We start from the raw sequence: 21,664 nt of genomic DNA on the forward strand, positions 1-21,664 counted from the left end.
TCACGAAATAGGGTCATAACCACAAACGGCATCAAACTCACAAGCAGCCTATATTTTATTTTTAATTTCCGTTTTGTTCATCTTGTAAAACATAGCAGAATCGGCTATACTTTCCGCAGAAAGAACCATTGAAAGGAACTGTGCCATGCCTGAACTTTTAAAAGCGCCTGTCACCCCTGCTCAGCAGGCAAGAGATACCCTTTTGGGTACCCTTGTAGGCCTTGCAAGGGCCACCACCAGCGAGCCCAAAACGGACGACACCGACGAGGTGCTGAACGCCGGTCTGCGCCTTGCCGCGCAGCCGGATGCACCGGAGGAAAGGCTGCAGCGGATGCTTGCCATCGTCCAGACTGAAAAGCACCGCGTTGCCCCGGGCTGCGCCACCTGTGCCATGCCCTGCGGCAACACGAACGATTACGATTTTGTCCGCCTGTGGGCTGCGCCCGAGAGTATCCGCACCCTCAAGCTGCAAATGCTTTCTGCCGCGTTTGCGCTGGCCCAAAAGCGCCCGCAGGGTCAGGCGCAGGCCGCCGTTTATCAGCTGCTATTCACCCTTGCCGAGGACTGGGACGAGGAGCTTCTTGCCCCTGTTGTGCAACGCGCCAGGGAGCTTTGCCGGGAGTAAATCCGGGCCGGAAAGCCGCCGCTTTTACCCGCCGGGTTTGTAGCGGGAGCGTTCCCGGCGCAAACCAGAAAGGTCCGCCTTTTTTGCGTGTTTTTGTGGCAGTTCCGTAATACTGTTGCATCAAAATGCATTCCAGTGAGTTTCACACCCGATTTCCTGCCTTTTTCCGAAAGTTTTTTGCAAAAAAGACTTTACAAACCATTTCTAAAAACTTATTATATAAGTAATATATTTCATGGAGCCAATGCTGTGCAGCCCCCTGTGCAGCATCCAAATACGATCAAGGAGGGGTTTATCTATGCCCGAAAAGAAAAAGACCGCAGCGGCTGCTCCTGCTGTGGAAGCTCCTGCCGCTGAGGCCAAGGAGTCTAAGACCCGTAAATCTGCCAAGGCCCCTGCACGCCGCGGCCGTCCCCCGCTTGCACCGGAGCTGTACGTGGAGTTCAGCGGCAAACAGTACAACGTGACCGATATCATTGACCGTGCCAAGGCCGATTACCGCGCTACCCACAAGGTTGGCGTGCAGTCCTGCAAGGTATACGTCAAGCCCGAGGAAGACGCTGCCTATTACGTGATCAACAAAGTCTCCGGCAAGCTGGAGCTGTAACTTTTCCTGTATTCTTTTCTCCTGCTGCAAAGCACTCCGCACCTGTTTTGCGGCGGGTTGTCCGTTCCCACACAAGGCTCCATTTTAAACCGTAAAAAAAGCTGCCCTGCATCCAAAAATGCAAGGCAGCTTTTCATTTTACATCAAACCATCTTTTCCAGATCGGATGATGCTGGATCACGGGGTCCGGGTCCGGGATCTCGAACACATAGCGCTCGGTAGCGTTGATCACGGTGGTCTTGCCGCGGGTGCACACGCGCGGCAGCTTTGCATCATAGTTCAGGTGCACATGGCCGTGCACGAACCACTGCGGCTCGTATTCATCCATCAGATCATTGAAGCACGCAAAACCCTTGTGAGCATGATCCGTGCTGTCGTTCAGGCCAGCCGCCGGGGAGTGGGTGAGCAGCAGGTCGATGCCGCCCACATGATGGGCCTTGCGCCAGAGTTTGCGCACACGGCGGCGCATTTCCCTTTCCGTATACTGGAAGCTGTCCTCCCGGTTATTGTAGCGGATGCTGCCGCCCAGTCCCATAATGCGCAGGCCCTTCCACACATACACGCTGTCGTCCACGCAAATGCATCCGCCAGGTTCATTTTCCCTGTAACTGCCGTCGTGGTTGCCGTGGACATACAAGATGGGCGCAGCCGTAAAGTTCGTAAGATATTCCAGATACTTCTGCGGCAGATCCCCGCAGGAAAGGATCAGGTCGATGCCTTCCAGATGTTCGCGGGTACCGTAGTCCCACAGTGCTTTAGAGGGCACATCCGAAATTGCAAGAATTTTCACATCGGTTTGCTCCGTTCTCTCTCGGCCTGAGGGCCGCTTATTTCACAAACCCTTTCAGGGTATTGAGGCCGTTGATCGCCATCAGCGTATGCGTTTTTACATCCAATTCATCGTAGTGCGGCAGCGCACCTTCCACGCATTCGTCCAGCCAGTCCATCTCCATCAATTCCTTGGGACTGTAGACCACGGCCTCCGGCGAGTGCAGCACATGCCCCTGCGCGTACAGGTCTTCCGGGAAGATGCGCAGGTCGTTCTCGCTCAGCATCTTTTCCATCAGGTCCAGCAGCTGTAAAGTGCCTGCGGGCAGGTCTTTGCTGTAATCGATCTCCTCTGCGCCGCTGCGCATCCCCCACCAGTAATTCACGGCTCTGGCTCCCGCTGCATCGTTGTCCCACGCGCCGTCAAAAATGGAGCGGATGATCTCGGTATAAAAGGTATCCCACCGCCACACCGGCAGGCCCAGCGGCTGCAGGGTGCCGTCCGGCTGGCGGCGGCACAGACCGTAGTCCCGGTGGGTACCTTCCGGCTCGCGGTTATCGCGGGCATAGAAGATCTCCACATCCGGCCGGTCAGAGAAATCCAGCGGGTGTGCCGGGTCCGGCAGGCAGGCCCAGCGCAGCACCACCTTTGCGTCCGGGCGCACGGTCTTCAGGCCCTGCGCATAGGCGTTTACTGCCGCCGGGATGCCGTACACCGGGTTTGCCGCCACATAGCCTACGCGGTCGGTCTTGGTCAGTACACCGGCCAGAATGCCCAGCAGATAGGTCACTTCATACGTGCGGGGATAGTAGGTGCGCACCAGCGGGTGCGGTGCGTTGAGCGAGCAGTTCAGGATGCGGGTCTTGGGGTGCTGGGCCGCCACCTTCAGGCAGGCGGTATGCATCCGGGCACTTGAGGTGAACACCACGTCGGCATTGTCGTGAGCCACATCCTCCAGCACCTGCTCCGCGTCCACCTCAGGCTCGATGTTCTCTTTGCGGGTGATGAATACCCGGTCCGGGAACGCCTGCTGCAGCGCTTCGATGCCCTTGTCGTGGGCGCGTACCCATGCGCTGTTTTCGGCGTTGTGCTCGTGCAGGAACACCACCTTCAGCTCGCTGGGCTTTGTAAAGATGTTCAGCTTTGCCAGCAGCGGTTCGCCGGGGCCCTGCTTCGGCTCCAGCGAAAGGGCCACGGCCTGCGGCTCGGTGAGCACCTTCACCTCATCCCACAGCTTTTCCAGATTCTGCTTCACCTGGCTGGGCGTGCTCTCGCAGGCATCCGCGTAACGGTAGACCGACAGATACACCAGCATAGCATCGCCGGCAGTCAGATTCAGTCCGCCGCCGCCCAGAGCCAGAAACTGCTGGCGGAACATGGTATAGAAGGCGGAAAAGCTCAGCCGGTCATCATCCGTCCAGCTTTCACCGCTGGCCTTACACACCAGCGTCTGCAATTTTGCGTAACCCCCCAGACGGGAGAAATGCACATCGTTGACCTTGGAGAGCTTGTAAAAATCCAGAAATTCGTAGTAGATACGGTTTTCCAGACTATCGTTCCGTTCCGGGATGAGCCGCGTGACCGTGCCCGCGATCCTGACCGCATCAAAATACTTGAGCACCGATACCCGCTTGTTGCCTTCCTGCACATAGAATTTGTTCAGAAACTCATAGGCGATGATGGGGGTGTGGATTCCTTCTTCCAAATGCGCATCGCAGAGGTTCGACCACTTGGCTGCAAACTCGGTGTCCGGCTCCAGCAGGGGCATAAAGTTCGGTGCAAAGGCGGTGTGACGGCCGCTGGTCTTTGTTCCGACGATGCTTTCCGCCGGGAGCTCCACAAGGCCCAGCGGCTCCTGCGCCACGATGTTCACATTGACCAGAATATCGTCCAGCACTGCAAGATACGGCGACTGGCCGCGCGCCACACAGGCACGGTAAGCGCGCTGACCGCTCTTCAGTGCGTTCTTGTAATCTTCCAGCATAGTTGCTCCTTTTTCTCAGCTGCAATGCGCTGCAGCCAGCTGCCGCAGCGTCCTTCTTTAGTATACCATGAAATTTGATTTTATGGGAGGATTTTCCGCACAAAAGAGTTGATTTATCCTGCAGTTTCAGGTACGATAATAGAAAGCAAACAATGATAGGAGCATTCTTTCCATGCAGACCGAACAGATCCCCGTACTCAAGGCCGACGAATATCCCGGCGGCATCTGGTATTACGAGCCGCATACATATCAGCCTTACCGTTACATACTGGGCCGCATTGGCACCCACCCGCTGGTATGCATTGGCATCAACCCCAGCACCGCCCAGCCCGGTGCGCTGGATCCCACCTTGAAAAGTGTGGAGCGCCTTGCCGCCGCCAACGGCTTTGACAGCTGGATCATGTTCAACGTGTATCCCCAGCGCGCCACCGACCCAAACGATATGGACCGTGTGCCGGACCGTGCCCTGTGCGACGAAAATCTGCGCTGGCTCCGGGCAGTTCTGGCCCAGACCGAACCCACCATGTGGGCAGCGTGGGGCACGCTGATCGAAAAGCGGGACTATCTGCCCGGCCTGATGCGGGAGATGGTGGCCCTGACGCGGGAACGGGAGATCCCGTGGGTCACCTTTGGCCGGCGCAGCAAAAAGGGCCACCCCCACCACCCGCTGTACCTGCGCAAGGATTCCACCCCCGAACCCTTTGATGTGGAAAATTATCTGGACACCTGCTTTTAATTTTTCAGGTGCCCGATGCGGAGGGATCTTTTTGACCTCAGAACATTATCACGCCCTGCACAGCTGGATGGATGCCCACCCCACAGCCAAGCGCTGTGTGGTGGCACTGGATCGCTGGCTGCCGCTCATCCCTTTTGTATGTTATCCGGTGCTGCTCTGCCTGCTGAACGTCCGGCTGTTTCGGCTGCTGGGCAGTCAGCGTCAAGCCGCGCTGGATCTCACCGCCGTCATTGCGCGGACGGTGTTCGTGCCGGGGCTTACCTTCTGGGGCGGCACCATCCTGCGGGACAGGCTGAACCTGCCGCGTCCCTATGAACAGCCCGGCTTTGAACCGCTGCGGCACAAGGAGACTCGGGGACACTCCTTTCCCTCCCGCCACGCACTGAGCGCTTCCGTGCTGGCCATGGTATGGATGTATTTCTACCCGAAGGCGGGCTGGGTGATGGTGGGCATCACGGTGCTCATCTGTGTTGGCCGTGTGCTGACCGGCGTGCACCATATCCGCGATGTCGTGGGCGGAGCCGCGCTTGGCTTTGCTTTGGGCTTTGCGGGCATGTGGCTGCTGTAAAGCAGTGCTTTGCGGGCTTTGAAAAAAGAAAAAAGATTTTTGCATTTTTTGCTTGACAGAATGGGGCCTGTATGGTATTATACTTCTCGCAGCGTGTGCCGACACACAGCTGCCGCCATAATGGAACCCATGGGATTACAACGTGCGCCCGTAGCTCAGGTGGATAGAGCAACTGCCTTCTAAGCAGTGGGCCGGGGGTTCGAGTCCCTTCGGGCGCATCTATGTGGTGCCCATAGCGTAGTCGGTTAACGCGCCAGATTGTGGATCTGGAGACCGTGGGTTCGAGTCCCACTGGGCACCCCACCAAAAAATCCGCTGATGCTTTGCATCGGCGGATTTTTTTATTTGGCGGGGTGCCCAGTGGGGCTCGAACAAGGCGGCTCTGACGCATCAGCGGCAGAGCAACCAACAGCCCAGTGGGCTGTTGGTTAGCCTGCGGGTCCCAATCAGTAGGAATGTCTACCAAGACAAATGCTGTGCTGATGCTTTGCATCGGCGGATTTTTTTATTTGGTGGGCGTGCCCGGTGGGGCTCGAACAAGGCGGCTTTGACGCGTCAGCGGCAGAGCAACCAACAGCCCAGTGGGCTGTTGGTTAGCCTGCGGGTCCCAATCAGTAGGAATGTCTACCAAGACAAATGCTGTGCTGATGCTTTGCATCGGCGGATTTTTTTATTTGGCGGGGTGCCCAGTGGGACTCGAACAGCACGCCATTATTTTCTGCTAAAAAAGCATGTGCAGAACACCTCTGGCCGGAACGGCTCCTGTGTGCTCTGCACATGCTTTTTATTGTTTGATATCCACCCGCACGGTCAGCGCCTCATCTGCTGCAGGATCTGTGCGATCTCTGCACTGGAATAGCCATCCTGCCGCAGTGCGGTGCTGATGCTGGTATCGCTCTTGCCCTGGCTGCGCATCAGCATGGCCATGTAGGGCACCGTCACATTCCGGGAGGTGTCACTGCCCAGACGGGTGGCAGTGCCCGTGCTGCGGCTGGCCGTACCGGAGGACGTACTGCCCGTGCCAGTGCCGCCAGTCTTACTGCCTGCCGCCGTGCTGCCAGCGCGGCTTGCTTTCTGCGCTGCATTGTACTTTTTCAGGTTCCACTCGCCCAGTGCGATGTTCAGCTTCTGGCTTGTGACATCGTTGTTGAATTTCTGCTGGTTGAGTTTGTCCTGATACTCCCGCTCGCTCGTCTCGTTCTCGTAGCGCTGCTGGTTCAGGCTGTCCTGATACTGACGCTCCTGCAGCTGCTGGTTCCACTGAGTGTCCGCACGGTCTGCCTCGTACTGACGGTTGCCGGAGTAGATGTTATAGCCGGTATTCAGCAGGCCGCTCAGCATGGAGCCAACGCCCGTGGTGCCGCTGAGAACGATCTGCACCGCATCGCCCAGCACACCCAGCACGGTCATCACATTGTTGAACACCTGCTGGCGGCGTGCTGCCTGCTGCTGTTCCTGCGCGGAGTAATAATCGTGCAGGGTGCCCAGCTGGCTCAGATAATCCTGATACTGCCCGTAGTCCTGCGCATAGGCGTTGTTGTATGCTTCGCCCTTCTGCTGCAGCTGGGTGTAGTAGTCCGAGAGCTTGTTGTTGTACTGCTGCTGGGCATCCTGTTCGCTGTTGTTCAGCTGATCCAGCTGGCTCACCAGCTCGTTTCCGCCGCTGGTATACGTATCCAGCGCCAGACTGTACAGCGTGGGGATGGCGCTGCTCAGCGCGCCGATCTGCTGCTGATACGCCTGCTGGGCGGCGCTCGTGGCATAGCTGGAGCCATAACCGCCGGTCAGGGCTGCAGCCTGCGCCGCAGCATCTGCGCTGGCGTTGTGGGCATTCTGCAAATAGTTCTGCTCGTACTGGCGGTAGAGCGGGTCCTTGGTGTAGCTGTACTGGAAGCTCTCACGCTGCAGCAGCTGGTTCAAAAGCTGGTCGATCCGCTCCTGATAGCTGCTCTGATAATCGCCCGGGCGGTTTGTCTGCCACTCCTTCAGCGCATCTGCGGCATCCGTCACGGTCTGGCTGGGCTTGTAGCTGGAATTTGCCAGTGCGTTTTCCACCTCCGAGCGGCTGTCCAGTCCCGCTGCGGAATAACCGCTCTGCACGGCAGGCTGGCCGCTGCCCTCCGTCTGCGCCTGCACAGCGGCAAGCGCTTCGTCCTTTTTCTTTCTGTTTGCCATATATGATCCTTTCCTTATAAATTCTGCAGTTTCGTGCGCATCTCGTCGGACATGTTTTCAACGTCCAGATTGCTCAGTACATACTGCAGCTGTTCCTGCATCTGGTACAGGTAGCTGCGCAGGGCGCGGGCATCCTCCGGGTCCATGTTCTCGCTGAGCTTGGGCAGGCCGATCTTGTTAATGCCCATCACGCTTGCCATTCGTCACACCTCCCCGCCTGCAATGCCGCCCTTGGCAGCGGCCATTGTTTTTGCAATGCTGCGCAGGGTGATCTGTCCCCTGCCCTTCAGGCGCAGCCGCAGGGTGCCGTGCCTCCGGGGCACGAACGGCAGATCAAAGCTGCGCCGCTTGTCCTGTGCCGTCAGGCTTGCCACCGTCTCCCATGGGCCGCCGTCATAGCTGGCGGCCACCTCCACCGTACTGCTGCACTCGGCATCCAGCCGCAGCGTCAGTCGGGAAAGATACCGGTCCTCGGCCCCGTCCAGCCCAATGTCACCAGTGGTCAGCTCAAAGTTCAGCTTTTCCTCCACACCGTCGGTGGCCTGCCAGTCCGCTTCGCGGCTGGGATCTGCGGCCCACAGTGCCTGCCCGTCCCACAGATAAAGCTGTCCGCCGGTGCTGGTCATCTCGTAGGAGCACACGTTTTCTTCGCTCCAGAGCGCGCGCTCGGTATCGTACACCAGCAGCCTTGCCGTATTTTCGCCTGCCGCCGTGCGGGCCACATGCAGGTAATAGCGGCCATCCAGCGCACTGCCCACCGCGCTCTGCACATTGGCCAGTCGGCCCGAATCCAACGCGCCGGACACTTTTGTTGGAATGCTGCCGTCCCATGCCATCACACCGTCCGGCGAAAGATAATAGAGCGTCTCGTTCAGCACACACAGGCTGCGCGCCGCGTTTTTGGCAACGCCCCGGCAGCGCAGCGAGGTGAGCTGAAAATCCGAAGGCTTGGAGCCATAGAGCTTGTGCAGTGTGTTCTCCTTAAAGAACAGTGCATAGCCCATGCATGTGGCCGCGCCGGTAAACGCACCATCGCTGCCCACCGTCACTGCGTAGCTGTCTGCCGCAATGCCCCGGTAGGAAAACCAGTTGGTGGGGTCGCCTAAGCGGCAGGCATAGATCACGTTTTCCTTGCTGCTGCAGCCCCATACCCGGTTGTCGCACTCGGTAACGTAGTCCAGATCCGGCACGCGGCGTTCCATCCGCACCGGCGTGCTCACCGCAAAGCTGCGTGTCTCCTTGCCGTCCAGGCTGGTCCACTGGGCGCTCTCGGCGCTCTGCACCAGCGTGCCGTAAACATGATCTCCCTCCGGGCTTACCCGCACGCGCAGCCCGTTTTCCAGCACATCGTAAACTACCAGATCCCCGTCCAGCTTTGTCCACATGCCAGCCTGCTGTGCTGCCGTGCCCTGCACGGTCACGGTGTCCCACTGGGCAAACAGCCTCTGCGCGCCCGCCGCTGTGATGCGGCAGTATTCCAGCGGCACTGCCGTCCAGCTGCCGGAGGATGCGCTGTACTCTTCCAGTGTGCTGGTACTGGCCCATGGGTGCTCCTCGTCTTCCACCTTCAAAAAGAGCTGTCCGTCTGCAGGCTTCTCCGGTTCCTCCTTGCCGTAACCGCTCACCTCGTAGGCCTTGCCCGCGGCATCGCAGGGTGCAAACTGCACGCTCTGTCCCTCTGCCTGCCATACAGCTCCCAGTGCCGAAACACTTCCGTCCGCTGTATCAAAGGCTACCTTGTCCGGGAAGATCAGGATTTTTGTACCAATGCCCACCAGTGCCTTTTTGCCGTCGGTCACTGCCTCGGTGCAGGTCACCGGGTTCGCGCCGTCGGCATCCGGCGTGTAGATCAGATCCTTCCCGCAGACGGTCAGCAGCCCGTTCAGGTGATACATGCCGTTCAGCCCGGTCAACTCCCTCAGCTTGCGGCGCGGCTTGCGGGTGCTCAGCGCCGGGAAATCCCGGGCAGAAAAATTCACGCCCGCGCTGTACTCTGCTTCCGAGCAGGCATAGGTCTCGTTCAGCCCGCCGAATACCCGCACAAGACTGCGGCTGTTCTGCAGCTTTGCTCTGTTTGCCAGAACCATGCTCTCACCTCCTTACCAGCGCCACTGGGCACCCGTCAGTGTCGGATAGCTGCGCCGCAGCCACGCCGCCAGATCTGCCAGCAGACTGTTGTACTGGGCCTGCTCCCCGACGTAGCGGTCGGTCTCGCCAAGGGCCGCATCGGTCATGGCACACAGATAATGCGGATACAGCGCATCAAAAGGTGCCGGTGCCAGCAGCACATCGTCGTCCTGCAGGCTGTCGTCCCATGCAAGGTCTGCGCCCACATCGTCGTATGCATCTGTGATGCTGTTTTTAAAAAAGCGTTCCCGCAGCATCGCGTCTGCTTCCTTCAGCCACGCCTGCCGGGTGGCCAACGCAATGCGGCTGCCCGGGCGCAGCTCTTCGGCGCGTTCCAGCGCCTGTCCTACGGTCATATGCTCACTCTCCTTTTTATAAAGGCCCGGCCGGGCAGACTCCCCAGCCGGGCTTTTTGTCTGTTGCGGGTTTACTGGGCGGCGTTCTCTGCCGCCGCAATGCGGGCGGCGGTCAGCTCATCCTGCATCTGGCTGTGCTCCAGCACCTCGGCCACTTCGGGCGGCACTTCCACCTCCACGCCGCGGCGGATCTTATAGTTCACACCGTTCACGCTGACGAACAGATCGCCCTTGTAGCGGCTGTTATCCTTGAACAGCCGGATGCGCACATTTTTCTTTTCAGCCATGGCTCACGCCTCCTCAGTTTGCGGCAGCGGTAGCAGAATAGCTGGACGCACTCTCAATGCGCACCATGTACTGCTCCACCAAACGCTCTGCCGCACGCATGCCCTTCCAGCCCACGGAAGCGCGCTGGTTCAGCGGGTCGTCGCCATAGCCCAGCTGCTTGACGATGTGCTCAAGGCCGCCGTCTTCCAGCTCGGTCACGCCGTAGGCATGGGCACCCAGCACCAGCGTGCCGAATACAGCCAGACCGTCCGGGCAGGTGGAATCCTTCCAGATCTTGGCCTCGCTGGTCTCGATGAAGCGGATGTTGCCCAGCTTGCCGATCTCGCCGCGGAACATGGTGTCCGGGTCGGCGTACTTGTGCACCTCAATGAACTCCTTGCTAGTCTTCAGGTCGTAAGCAGCGTAGGGGTGGATGATGGCAATGTAGCTGTCGCCGATGGGGTCGGCGTTCATCGCGCCCAGCTGTGCCGCCGCCTGAAAGAACAGCTTCGGGGTCAGGGTGCAGGTCTTGTCCAGTGCCTTGCGGCTGGCAACGGCAGTCTCGGTGCCGTCTGCGGCCAGCTTGGGCGCATAGATCACATTGGTGCCGCCCGCCAGCACATCGCGGGTAATGCTGTCCATGGTGCGGCCTGCCTGACTTGCCAGCACACGGGTGGCCTGCACCACATTGTTGTCAATGGCGGTCATCTGCAGCACATCGGTCAGCGGAGTCCAGCCGCCGTACTGGTGCAGATCGCTGGTGATGGTGGTCACATTCAGCGCCTGACCGTTCGGGGTCACGCCCTCGGTCAGCGGAGTGGATGCCTTGGGCAGGCTGTCGTACTTGCGGAACTCAATGGTCTTGCCGCCGTTCTGGGGCACAGGGTAGTAGTCCGCAAACTGGTCGTGCACCAGACGCGGCTCTGCCTGATCGATGAGACGCTTCTCGTAGAAGGTCTTCATCTCTTTCGACATGGTAGCGGTGGTGTTCAGGTTTTCCGCAAACAGCTGGATGTTGAAATTCTTGTTCATGCTCATATTCCTTTCTCTTGTAAAATAGTCACAATTCGATCTGTGCTCCGTGGAGCACACGGCGTTCCAGTGCTTCTCGCTGGGCGCGGGTCATGCTGGCTACATCCGGGCGGACGGTAGCCGCGCCGCCGGGCCGGATGCCGTTTTCGGTGGGCCGTGCGGCCCGCTGCTGAATGCGTTCCACCACGCCCTGCTCCACAGCCTGCGCTGCAGTGCGCAGGTTTTCGTCGTAGTGGGCCAGACGGTACGCATCCCGCACCCTCATGCCGGGCAGCTGCATCAGGCGGCGCATCTCCGGGCTGCGCAGCTCGTTCTGCAGATCAAAATCCGGCTGGCTGCGGCGCATGGCCGCTTCCTCTGCCGCCCAGCGGGCATGCAGGCTGTGCACAGCAGCCTGTGTGCTGCGGGCAAAGCTGGACAGCGGCGGCAGTTCCGGGCGCTGCACGGGCAGTTCCTGCCGGGGCTTTTCCGGCTGCAGCTCTACGGTTTTCTCTGCCGAAGTCTGCGGCACAGCGGGCGCTTTTGCTTCGTCCGGCTTCATGGTGCCGGAGGCCACTGCCTGCCGGGTCTGCGCTTCGCTCAGGGCAGGGGGAGCGGCTTCTCCCTCTGCAAAGAGCTGCAGATCCATCATGCTCTCCTTTCCTCTGCGGCTCACATCTGCAAAGCGGACATTCTCCGGGTAGCGTTCGGCCAGCAACACAAAGCAGGCTTTGGCCAGCTCAAAGGCACCGCGCACCCATTCTTCGCAGGGCGCATCCACGCTCACTGCCAGACGCGGGCCGTCCGGCTCATCAAAGGCTTCGCTGTGGGCGTTCTCTTCCCCGGCCAGCAGGTACACAAGGCCCTGCATCACGGTGCTGGCTCCTGCACAAACGATGTCCTGCCCGGCAGGCGCATAGCCCGCATGACCGGCAGCTTCCAGCCGGCAGCTCAGCCCGGCGGGAGTATCCATCTCGCTGTAACAAACTTTCATCATAAAATTCACCTCCTTTTTAATGGATGTCCATGGCACGTGCAGCGGCGGCCACCGGCAGGGCATTGCCAAGGCCCGCCAGCTTTACCGCCTGCCCGTCCTTCTGCACAGACGCACCGCCTGCACTGCGGGCCGGTTCGTCAGGCCCGGTGCCCTGCTGGGCGATCACCGCCGCCATCTGTGCCATCTGCTGCTGCATCCGGGCCAGCTGCTGGGCAAGGGTGCCGTTCTGCCGCACCCTCTGGCGCACCTTCTCAATGCCTTCAAAATCCATCATTTCCAGTGCCGCAAGGGCGGCATCGGCATTTTCCGGCTTGAAAAATCCCAGCTGATAGCACTCCTTGGCCGTCTCGTTCTGGGAAAGGCGGCTGAAGGTGCTCTTCTTGGCGGCGCTCACCACGATGTCAAAGATCGGCTCCCGGCTGCCCAGTTCCACGCCGCCCACGCTGCCGCCGGGTACCGCCCGCAGCGCCTGCGCCGAGAAGGGCACGAACCGGCTCTCGCCGCTTTCGCCCACGATGCGGAACACCCGCTGCTCGTCGTAGAACTGGCGCATCAGCTCGATGATGAGATAGCACTGCTTTGCAAAAGCACGGTAGGCGCTCTTGAGCATATCGCGGCTGAGTTTGCTGCCTGCCTCCTGCAAGGCCGCAATGGCGCTGGCTGCGGTCACACCTCCGGCAGTGCCGCCCTGCGTCATGTCCCGGTTGCCGCTGATCTCCTTCAGCTCTTCAATGCGGCTCTGGCGGTAGCTCAGGCTGTTGCCCTGCAGGCCCGCCGTCTGCAGCGGACGGAAACTGTCGTCGTTGAGCCGTCCCACCACATGCACGATGTCCCGGCTGAAATCGGCCAGCTCTTCCTCGTTGACCCCTGCCGTGTCGCTGAGCACATACCGCTGCTTTGCACTCAGCAGCACGTTCTCGTCCATGGCATGGTTCATCTTGTCAATGGCCGTCTGGCAGTCCTTCATCACATCGATGTAGCCAAAGCCCGCCGGGCTGTCCTCCTCCACGAACAGCGGGTCAAATACAAAGGGGTACTGCCCGTGGTCGTACAGGCCGCTTTCTGCCAGCGCCGAGTCGTTCTGGCTGGCGTACAGCACCACGCCGTTGCAGAACTTGCAGTAGTGCAGCACCATGCGCCCCGTTTCATCCGGGCGCTTGTAGTACCAGTCCACCACCACGCTCTTGGAGCTGGTGTCCTGCCCTTCATCGTGGATGTACCGGGGCACGTCCAGCACGCTGGCGGTGTGTCCTGCCAGCTGCGGGTACTGCGCGCACAGCCGGGCCGTGTCCTCAAGGCTCAGGCTGAAAAAGTCCGGCGATGCCTGAATATCCGCCACGCCCGGCTCCCAGTAGAGCATCAGCAGGTTCACGCTGCGCACCGCAATGTCGCCAATTCCGCCGCGCATTGCAGGGTCCCAGAAGATGCCGGTCACGCCGGTGCCCTGTTTGAGCTTGCGCCACCAGCAGTCGCTGTACACCTGCTCGTAGTCGGCCTGTTCCAGCACCACCGGCAAAACGCTGGAAAGTGCCCGTGCGGTGTCCTCGTCATCTGCCTCTCGGGGCAGCACGTTCGGTTCCGGGTAGTTGTCCATGGCATCGGCGTGCTTGTTGGCAATGCTGTTGAACAGCCACCCGCTGGAAGGCTGAGCCTTGCCGGGCATCATGGGGTTCTGGTAGTTCTTCCAGTGGCCCATGCGGAACCACAGCTCGTTATCCACAATGCGCTTGTCCAGCGCAGCCTTGCCCGCCTTGTACCGCTGCAAGGTCTGCATGGCCTCGGCCACCTGTGCTTCACCCACGGGCAAAGCTTCGTTCTCGTAATCGTCCATTGCGTTTCTCCTTTAAATTCTGTAAAATCTTGCCCGCTTGTGCAGGTTCAGCGGGTCGTCGGGCATGGGCGGCGCAGCACAGCGCACCGGCGGGCTGATAGGGTTCTCCATCAGCACATAGCGGCACTCGTCGTAAATGTGATCCTCCTGCCGGGTGTCGATGTCCTCCACGTTGCTTTCGTCGTACACAAGGTTCGGGATCGTGCGGATAAAGTGCTTGCAGGTATTGAACACCTGAAACATCGGCCTGCCGTCCGCATCAAAATTCAGCCGGTAGTGGAACTGCATCTTGCCCGCAAGCCGGGTGTTGTCGCCGGGGGACCAGCGCAGGAAGTTCGGGCTGCGCTCCATCATAGCGGCAATGCTTTCGCCGCGGCTCTCATCAAAGATGGCCGGATCGGCAATGCCGTGGATCACCCTGCCGCGCAAAAGCGGGTCGTTCTGCTCTGCCTCCCGGATGCGCCGGGCCTGTTCCACCGGGTCGATGCGCAGGCCCTCGTTCGGCCTGCCGGTGCAGCCGTACAGCTCCTTGATGCGGTACAGCCGCCCCTCCTCGTCCGCTGCGTACCACCCCACCGAGAACGGCTTGGAAAAGCCAAAGTCGAACCCGCGGTAGATCTGCCAGTGCTTCGGGATGGTGAACGGTGCGATCACATGGGTCCAGCGCTGGTCTTCGTAGCGGGCCGGGTCGTTGCGCCATTCGGTAAACACCTGCCCGGAAAAGCTGTCCCAGCTGCCGTAGAGCAGCGCCTGCTTTTCTGCTTCCGGCATACTGGCAAGGCTTGCAAGGTAGCCGGGGTCGTTTGCCAGCAGGGCGGGGTTATCAAAAATGCTGGAAGGGATGAACACCCGCGCCCGCTGCAGCTTCTGTTCGGTGCCGTCCGGCAGCTTTACCGTGTATTCTTCGGTGATAGGCGTTCCGGGCGGTGCGGGCGTGATGAACCGTGCCTTCACCCACCCGTGGCCGATGCCGCCGGGATTCGTGGTGGCTCGCATGTACACCCGGGTGCCCGGGCCGGTGGGACGGTTGCGGCTCATCATGTAGCTGTACTCTTCCCATTCAAAGTGGGTCAGCTCGTCAAAGCCGATAAAATCGAAGGCCTTGCCCTGATAATTGGTACGATCCTTGGTGTACTGCATGGAGCCAAAGTAAATTTTTGCCCCGCTGGGGAAGTTCCACACATGGGCCGTGGCGTTGTACTGTGCCTGCGGGAACGCCCTGTGGTAGTACACCTGGCTCTTGTCCACCAGATCGGAAAGCTGCGGGTAGGTCTTGCGCAGGATCAGCGCCCGGTAGTGTGGAATGTGCACCTGCCGCAGCGCTTCGATCACCAGCGCGTCGCTCTTGCCGCCGCCTGCTGCACCGCCGTACAGCGCTTCCGGTTCCGGGCGGCTCATAAATTCGGCCTGCCGCGGCTGGGGCCGCCAGACCACCGGCACTCTTGCTTGTACAATGCTCATGGTTCTTCCTCCACCGTCGGCAGCAGCACCACGCCGCACTCCGCTCCTTCTGCCTGTGCCCCCTGATCGTTCAGGATCTTGGCTACACCGGCCAGATCCTTGAGCACCGCCGTGGCCTCCTTGAGGTCTTTCATGGTGCCTGCTCCCGATGCGCCTTCCTTTTTTGCCGCCTTCTGCCGGGCATTCAGTTCCCGCACCTGCTGTGCCAGCAGGGTGCTCAGGGTGTCCGTGGCTCGGCTCAGGCTGGCCAGCCCTCTGGCCTGTTTTGTCTGCCCCATGGTGTTGGGTATCAGCTCCTTTCCGCCCTGGTGTGCTGGGCTATGGCAAAAGGATACCACTGGTGCTGCTTTCCCAACAGTGTGCACTTTTACAGGGCCATAACGTATATTTTGAATTTAAAAATCCGATTCGTATACTTTTATTCCTTGTAATTCATCGCTGTTTCGTATCTTTTCAAAAGCAGTGTTTTTTCTCCATCAAAATTTGTGGCAGACCCGCAGAAAACCTTCAAAGTCATACTCATTTGCGATTTTTGGACAGAAAATGAAAAAAGTGTGTTTATTCTGTGGACAAATGCTTTTGTAAAATGTTACAATAGGTTCTGTTCTTTCTCGTCCCACGCACGGACGGGATGTTTTATCTGAATCAGGAGGTTCCTCATGTTAGAAAACATCTTTCATCTGAAGGAGAACCACACCGATGTCAAGACCGAGATCATGGCAGGTATCACCACCTTCATGACCATGGCTTACATCCTTGCGGTCAATCCCAACATCCTTTCTGCTTCCGGCATGGATTCGGAAGCCGTTCTGATCGCCACCGCGCTGGCATCCTTTGTTGGCACTGCGCTTATGGCTCTGCTTGCCAACTATCCGTTTGCACTGGCACCCGGCATGGGCCTGAACGCCTACTTCTCCTACACGGTCGTTCTCACCATGGGCTACAGCTGGCAGTTGGCCCTGATGGCCGTCTTTGTGGAGGGCATCATCTTCATCGTGCTGTCCCTCACCAATGTCCGTGAGGGCATCTTCAATGCCATCCCCATGACCCTGAAGAGCGCCGTCAGCGTGGGCATCGGCCTGTTCGTTGCTTTCGTTGGCCTGCAGAACGCAAAGCTGATCGTCAACAGCGATTCCACCCTCGTCACCTACCAGCACTTCAAGGGCGAGACCTTCTCCAGCGTGGGCATGGGCGCGATCCTTGCCCTGTTGGGTATCGTGATCACCGCCATCCTGCTGGTAAAGAAGGTCAAGGGCGGCATCCTGTACGGCATTCTTATCACCTGGGTGCTGGGCATCCTCTGCGAGATCGCCGGCATCTATGTTCCCAACCCCGATGCAGGCATGTACTCCGTCATTCCCACCGCTTTTGTCAGCTTCGACTTCTCCGCGCTGGGCAAGACCTTTGGTCAGGTGTTCAAGACCGATTTCTCCGGCGTTGGCATCCTGAACTTCTTTGCCGTCATGTTCTCCTTCCTGTTCGTTGACCTGTTCGATACTCTGGGCACCCTGATCGGTGTTGCCTCCAAGGCCGACATGCTGGACGAGGACGGCAAGCTGCCCCACATCAAGGGCGCACTGATGGCCGACTCCATCGCCACCTGCGCAGGCGCTGTGCTGGGCACTTCCACCACCACCACCTTCGTCGAGAGTGCTTCCGGCGTTACCGAGGGCGGCCGCACCGGTCTGACCGCTATGACCACCGGCATCCTGTTCCTGCTGGCCACCATCTTCAGCCCTCTGTTCCTCACCATCCCGTCCTTTGCAACGGCTCCGGCCCTGATCATCGTGGGCTTCTACATGATGGGTTCCGCCGTCAAGATCGACTTCAACGACCCCAGCGAGGGCATCCCCGCCTTCCTGACCATTCTGGCCATGCCCACTGCTTACAGCATTTCCGAGGGCATCGCCATCGGCGTCATCTCCTGGACCCTGATCAATCTGGTCACCGGCAAGGCCAAGGAAAAGAAGATCAGCCCTCTGATGTATGTGCTGACCGTGCTGTTTATCCTCAAGTACGTGTTCCTCTAAGCCGCTGATCTTACCGCAAGCAAAAAAGCTCCCGTCCTGATGATGGACGGGAGCTTTTCTGTTTCCTGTGATTCAGAACAGCCTGTGCATTCGCTCCGGGCTGTCCGGCGTGGAACTATTCTTTTTTAGCGATCGGGGTTATTTGCGCCGCGGGTGGATATGCACTTCCGGGATAGCCACGTTATCATAGTGGATCGGCTTATCAGCCGCCGGAGTGCCGTCCGCATCCATATGATGTGCCACCTTGCCGGTATGGATCTCCGGCACGGCCACGGTTTCTTCCTCATGGGGATGCTCCCGCTTTTTTCCGAGCCACGTTTTCAGATGGTGATAAAGCGACATTGCACGTCTCCTTTCCCGGTGCGGAAGCCCGCCCGAACTGTAAAGATCAGCTTCAGATAAAATTGATGAACACCGTAATGACCAGACTGTTCAGAAAGTCCGCAAACAGACTGCCCACCAGCGGGATCAGCAGATACGCCTTGACCGAGGGCGAATATTTATCGCAGATGGCCTGCATGTTGGCCATGGCGTTGGGCGTTGCACCCATGCCAAAGCCGCAGGTGCCGGATACGATCACCGCCGCGTCGTAATCGCGGCCCATGATGTTGAACACCACCAGTACCACATACAGGATCATGAACAGGGTCTGCCCGGCCAGCAGCACGATCAGCGGCAGGGCCAGCTCTGCCAGCTGCCACAGCTTCAGGGTGATCATGGCCATGCCCAGGAACAGCGAAAGGCAGATGCCGCCAATGTCATTGATCTCGCCCATATACACGGTGTAGCCGCCGCCATACTCACCCACATTGCGGATGATGGCCGCCGCGATCATGGCACCGATATAAATGGGGAAGGTCATGCCCGTCAGGCTCAGAAGTCTGGACAGCACCGTGCCGATGCCCATTGCGACGATCAGCTGGAAGCTTGCCGCCGGGTACATGGTGGTGTGGCGCTCGTGCTTCATTTCTTCTTCCACCAGTAGGCTGTCATCCTCCGGTACCACCGTGGCCAGCAGGTTGTGCCGCTCAATGAGCATCTTACCGATGGGGCCGCCCATCATGCTGCCCGCGATCAGGCCATAGGTGGCCGCTGCCGTACACAGGGTGGTGGCCCCCTGAATGCCAAAGTCCTCCAGCACCGGGCCAAAGGCACCGGCGGTGCCGTGACCGCCCACCATGGGGATGGAGCCGGTGCAAAGGCCCACCAGCGCATCCACGCCCAGCAGCTTTGCCAGCCCCACGGCTACAAAGTTCTGGCTGACGATCAGCACGATGACCACGCCCAGAAACACGATCATCGCTCTTCCACCGCTTTTCAGCACCTTGAGGTTTGCCTGGAAGCCCACCGAGGTGAAAAACATCACCATGCAGACTTCCTTTAGAATATCATCAAATGCAAACTCGGCAACGCCGGTCACATAGCACACACAGGTAAAAATGGCGAACAGCACGCCGCCAATGACCGGAGCCGGAATGCAGAAACGTTCCAGCACCTGCACCCTTGCCCGCAAAAATTTGCCCAGCATCAGCACCAGCACCGCAACGGCCAGTGTCTGATACATATCCAATTCGATCTTCATTGTTCTACTTTCCCTCAGTTCCCAGCCGCTTCATCGACCGTAATTCCTGCCGCCTTATAATATGCGGCCGCACCCGCATGGAACGGGATGCCAACGCCCTCTACTGCGTTTTCCTCCGGGTCCAGCGGGATGCCCAGCTGCTCTTCCAGCCCTTCCCGGCTGGAGAACAGAAGCTGTGTCAGCTGCTGCACCTGCTTTGCAGGCAGCGCGTCACTGGCCAGCAGAACGGCTTTCACGCCCACCGTCTGCACCTTCTCCGTCTGTCCGGGATAGGTGCCTGCCGGCAGCGTAACGCTGCTGTAGGCTCTGTAAGCGCTCTGCAGGCGCTGTGCTGCCGCACCGTCCACGTTCAGCAGCCGGATGCCGCACTCGCCTGCCAGAGCGGTCAGCACCGGGCTGGGCGCGCCCACTGTCATAAAGATGGCATCCACCCTGCCCGCCTTCAGCTGGGCAGCGGCATCCTCATAGTTCAGGTTTACCATGCTCACCATCTTGTCGTTCAAGCCATAGGCAGATAAGATCTGCCGCGCGTTCTGCTCCGAACCGGATTCCTCCGCGCCAATGCTCACCGTCCTGCCATGCAGGTCCTCAATGGACTGGATGTCGGAATCCGCCCGCACCACCACCTGACAGGTCTCGGTGTACAGCGCCGCCACGGCACCAAAGCCCCGGCTTTCCTCCTCGTCGGCAAAGATGCCGGTCTGGTCATAGGCATCCTGCACAAGGTCTGCCTGTGCAATGGCCAGCTGCAGGTATTCGCCGGCCAACAGACGCAGGTTCGCTGCGGAACCGGCGGTAGCCTTCAACTCCACCTGCCCGTTGTCCATCTCATTTTCCAATGCTGCGAACCGCTCACCGAACTCTCGGTAGATGCCGCCCTCGCCAGCCACGCCGAAGCGCAGCCGTTTAACGATCTCCACCGACGAGCATCCGCTCAGCAGTGCTGCTGCCAGCAAAGCTCCGGCCAGCACCGCCGCGAGCCATTTCTTTTTCAAGATCACCACTCCTCTTCCTGCCGCCGCAGTGCGGCAGAGCTTTTATCCTAAATTATACGCATATTGCGGATGAAATGCAATCACCTGCTGCAGAAAAGGAATGCACTTACCCTCCGAACAGCCCGAAGAAGCTGGTATGGGTCACTCCCAGCACAAGGAACAGTGCGATCAGTGCAAACAGCACTCCGATGATAATATCCATCTGGTGCACGGTCAGCGGAAAATGATCGTACATCTTTTCTTTCGCATTCACAAAGTTTTTGTCGCCGTTGTTGAGCAGGCTCTTTTTTCCTTCCTCAAAATCCACCTTCTGCGCGGCCAACTCTGCCTGCTCCTGTGCAAGCTGTGCTTCCCGGGCCGCAAGAGCAGCTTCCCGCCGGGCAAGCTCAGCCTCGCGCTCTTCGGGCGTCTGTTTTTCCTGTGCCATAACGTACCTCCTGATGGTGTTTTTATTATAATACCACACAAATGCAGATAAAAAAAGCGGGCCGCCTGCCCAAAAGCAGACGACCCACAGAAAAAGCTCTTACTTCTTTGCCAGATACTTGCGGATATCGATGGCCACAGCCACGATAATGACAAGACCCTGAACGATGTAGGTGTAAGAAGAGTTGACATTCATGAACTGCAGAGCCACCTTCATCAGCTCAAAGACCAGAACGCCGACCAGAACGCCGGGAACAGTACCAACGCCGCCGGTGGTGGAAACACCGCCGATGGTGCAGGCTGCGATGGCATCCAGCTCATAGCCCTGTGCGGTGTTGACGGATGCGCCGCCGGACTTTGCAGCCAGCAGGCAGCCTGCCAGACCGAACATGCAGGAAGCCAGGATGTAGATGCGGATCTTGGTGGCGTTGACGTTGACACCGGCCACCTCAGCAGCAGCCTCGTTGCCGCCGATGGCATACATGTACTTGCCGTGACGGGTCTTGTTGTACAGGAACCAGAAGCACCCGGCCACGATCAGAGCGATCCAGATCAGCACAGGCACACCGATGATGGTGTTGGAGGCCAGAGAGGTGAAGTTTTTGTTCAAAGAGCCGATGGGGGTACCGCCGGTGTACACCAGGCAGATACCGTAGACCACCTGCTGCATACCCAAGGTAGCAATGAAGGGCTGCACCTTCAGGTAGCTGACCACCAGACCATTGCACAGACCCACGATGGCGCAGATGGCAATGACCAGAATGAACACCACCGGGGTGGACAGGGTAGGCATGTTTGCATAGAATTTACCGGCAGCGCCTTCGGTCTGTGCAAAGATGCAGGCCAGACATGCTGCAAAACCAGCCAGACGGCCTGCGGACAGGTCGTTGCCGGTGGTGATCAGGCAGCCGGAAATGCCCAGCGCGATGATGTAGCGGATGGACACGTTCTTGAACAGGTTGATCATGTTGGTGCCGGAGAAGAAGTTGGGGTGAATGATGCCAACGATCAGAGTGATGGCCAGCATCATCATGATAATGGCGTTGTTGCTGAGCCACTTGCCCACAGCCTTGCCATTCAATTTTTTGGTAGCTTCCACGATAGACAGCCTCCTTAA

General features: G+C 59.0%; 22 protein-coding genes and 2 tRNA genes. 7 read left to right on the forward strand and 17 right to left on the reverse strand.

The features are described from left to right. Positions 1-145 precede the first annotated feature (145 nt). Positions 146-625 carry a hypothetical protein gene (locus MTP41_RS04665; RefSeq protein ID WP_249236297.1) on the forward strand — a complete coding sequence of 160 codons (480 nt, stop codon included), beginning with the start codon at positions 146-148 and terminating at the stop codon, positions 623-625. Between the two features lie 298 nt (positions 626-923). After that, positions 924-1,232 carry a DUF6465 family protein gene (locus tag MTP41_RS04670; protein WP_005944609.1) on the forward strand — a complete coding sequence of 103 codons (309 nt, stop codon included), beginning with the start codon at positions 924-926 and terminating at the stop codon, positions 1,230-1,232. 133 nt (positions 1,233-1,365) lie between these two features. Here the strand turns inward: MTP41_RS04670 and MTP41_RS04675 are convergent, their stop codons facing one another. Continuing rightward, positions 1,366-2,022, reverse strand: a complete 657-nt coding sequence (locus tag MTP41_RS04675) for a metallophosphoesterase family protein (protein WP_097776402.1) — start codon at positions 2,020-2,022, stop codon at positions 1,366-1,368. A 37-nt stretch (positions 2,023-2,059) separates the two neighbouring features. After that, positions 2,060-3,985, reverse strand: a complete 1,926-nt coding sequence (locus MTP41_RS04680) for a BMP family ABC transporter substrate-binding protein (RefSeq protein ID WP_249236298.1) — start codon at positions 3,983-3,985, stop codon at positions 2,060-2,062. Positions 3,986-4,157: 172 nt separating this feature from the next. Between MTP41_RS04680 and MTP41_RS04685 the strand changes: the two genes are divergently transcribed. The 4 genes from MTP41_RS04685 (at position 4,158) to MTP41_RS04700 (ending at position 5,592) form a co-directional block, all read left to right on the forward strand. Continuing rightward, positions 4,158-4,721 (forward strand): DUF1643 domain-containing protein, encoded by a 564-nt coding sequence (locus tag MTP41_RS04685; protein ID WP_097776400.1) that lies wholly within the window; start codon positions 4,158-4,160, stop codon positions 4,719-4,721. 31 nt (positions 4,722-4,752) lie between these two features. Further along, entirely contained in the window at positions 4,753-5,289 is a 537-nt protein-coding gene (locus MTP41_RS04690; protein ID WP_118529060.1) for a phosphatase PAP2 family protein, read from the forward strand. 144 nt (positions 5,290-5,433) lie between these two features. Continuing rightward, a tRNA-Arg gene (locus MTP41_RS04695) sits at positions 5,434-5,507 on the forward strand. A gap of 8 nt (positions 5,508-5,515) precedes the next feature. Further along, positions 5,516-5,592 (forward strand) — tRNA-His (locus tag MTP41_RS04700). A gap of 507 nt (positions 5,593-6,099) precedes the next feature. Here MTP41_RS04700 and MTP41_RS04705 read toward each other — a convergent pair. The 10 genes from MTP41_RS04705 to MTP41_RS04750 all read right to left on the reverse strand — a co-directional run bounded on the left by MTP41_RS04705 (position 6,100) and on the right by MTP41_RS04750 (position 15,792). Next, the gene (locus MTP41_RS04705; protein ID WP_249236299.1) at positions 6,100-7,464 is read right to left on the reverse strand and encodes a cell envelope biogenesis protein TolA; all 1,365 of its coding nucleotides are present in this window, start codon (positions 7,462-7,464) and stop codon (positions 6,100-6,102) included. Between the two features lie 14 nt (positions 7,465-7,478). Then, a complete protein-coding gene (locus MTP41_RS04710; RefSeq protein ID WP_005944623.1) occupies positions 7,479-7,664 on the reverse strand; it encodes a hypothetical protein in 186 nt (61 codons plus the stop codon). Positions 7,665-7,667: 3 nt separating this feature from the next. Continuing rightward, positions 7,668-9,551, reverse strand: coding sequence for a hypothetical protein (locus MTP41_RS04715; RefSeq protein WP_097776398.1), 1,884 nt, complete (start codon positions 9,549-9,551; stop codon positions 7,668-7,670). Between the two features lie 12 nt (positions 9,552-9,563). Beyond that, positions 9,564-9,947 (reverse strand): hypothetical protein, encoded by a 384-nt coding sequence (locus MTP41_RS04720; RefSeq protein WP_005944627.1) that lies wholly within the window; start codon positions 9,945-9,947, stop codon positions 9,564-9,566. Between the two features lie 71 nt (positions 9,948-10,018). Beyond that, positions 10,019-10,234, reverse strand: a complete 216-nt coding sequence (locus MTP41_RS04725; protein WP_097775085.1) for a hypothetical protein — start codon at positions 10,232-10,234, stop codon at positions 10,019-10,021. Positions 10,235-10,247: 13 nt separating this feature from the next. Continuing rightward, positions 10,248-11,252 (reverse strand): N4-gp56 family major capsid protein, encoded by a 1,005-nt coding sequence (locus MTP41_RS04730; protein WP_249236300.1) that lies wholly within the window; start codon positions 11,250-11,252, stop codon positions 10,248-10,250. A gap of 22 nt (positions 11,253-11,274) precedes the next feature. Next, positions 11,275-12,222 (reverse strand): ribosomal-processing cysteine protease Prp, encoded by a 948-nt coding sequence (locus tag MTP41_RS04735; RefSeq protein ID WP_249236301.1) that lies wholly within the window; start codon positions 12,220-12,222, stop codon positions 11,275-11,277. A 16-nt stretch (positions 12,223-12,238) separates the two neighbouring features. Next, complete coding sequence (locus MTP41_RS04740; protein ID WP_249236302.1) at positions 12,239-14,053, reverse strand: portal protein; 1,815 nt, start codon at positions 14,051-14,053, stop codon at positions 12,239-12,241. Positions 14,054-14,065: 12 nt separating this feature from the next. Then, complete coding sequence (locus MTP41_RS04745; RefSeq protein ID WP_097775082.1) at positions 14,066-15,514, reverse strand: phage terminase large subunit; 1,449 nt, start codon at positions 15,512-15,514, stop codon at positions 14,066-14,068. After that, positions 15,511-15,792 (reverse strand): chemotaxis protein, encoded by a 282-nt coding sequence (locus tag MTP41_RS04750; RefSeq protein ID WP_249236303.1) that lies wholly within the window; start codon positions 15,790-15,792, stop codon positions 15,511-15,513. The genes MTP41_RS04745 and MTP41_RS04750 overlap by 4 nt, the downstream gene beginning before the upstream one ends. Positions 15,793-16,173: 381 nt before the next feature. Here MTP41_RS04750 and MTP41_RS04755 point away from each other — a divergent pair, with 381 nt between their 5' ends. Beyond that, positions 16,174-17,544, forward strand: a complete 1,371-nt coding sequence (locus MTP41_RS04755; RefSeq protein ID WP_120020513.1) for an NCS2 family permease — start codon at positions 16,174-16,176, stop codon at positions 17,542-17,544. 138 nt (positions 17,545-17,682) lie between these two features. Here the strand turns inward: MTP41_RS04755 and MTP41_RS04760 are convergent, their stop codons facing one another. The 5 genes from MTP41_RS04760 to MTP41_RS04780 all read right to left on the reverse strand — a co-directional run bounded on the left by MTP41_RS04760 (position 17,683) and on the right by MTP41_RS04780 (position 21,646). Further along, positions 17,683-17,886: a hypothetical protein gene (locus MTP41_RS04760; RefSeq protein WP_118529048.1), complete on the reverse strand. Its 204-nt coding sequence runs from the start codon at positions 17,884-17,886 to the stop codon at positions 17,683-17,685. A 52-nt stretch (positions 17,887-17,938) separates the two neighbouring features. Beyond that, entirely contained in the window at positions 17,939-19,126 is a 1,188-nt protein-coding gene (gltS, locus tag MTP41_RS04765; RefSeq protein ID WP_097775078.1) for a sodium/glutamate symporter, read from the reverse strand. A 14-nt stretch (positions 19,127-19,140) separates the two neighbouring features. Then, positions 19,141-20,127: a TAXI family TRAP transporter solute-binding subunit gene (locus tag MTP41_RS04770; RefSeq protein ID WP_249236304.1), complete on the reverse strand. Its 987-nt coding sequence runs from the start codon at positions 20,125-20,127 to the stop codon at positions 19,141-19,143. A gap of 100 nt (positions 20,128-20,227) precedes the next feature. Continuing rightward, positions 20,228-20,548 carry a hypothetical protein gene (locus MTP41_RS04775; RefSeq protein ID WP_120080910.1) on the reverse strand — a complete coding sequence of 107 codons (321 nt, stop codon included), beginning with the start codon at positions 20,546-20,548 and terminating at the stop codon, positions 20,228-20,230. Positions 20,549-20,647: 99 nt separating this feature from the next. Continuing rightward, positions 20,648-21,646: an ABC transporter permease subunit gene (locus MTP41_RS04780; protein WP_249236305.1), complete on the reverse strand. Its 999-nt coding sequence runs from the start codon at positions 21,644-21,646 to the stop codon at positions 20,648-20,650. Positions 21,647-21,664: the final 18 nt, after the last annotated feature.

The organism is Faecalibacterium sp. I4-3-84 (assembly GCF_023347255.1).
Classification (GTDB): Bacteria; Bacillota; Clostridia; order Oscillospirales; family Ruminococcaceae; genus Faecalibacterium; species Faecalibacterium taiwanense.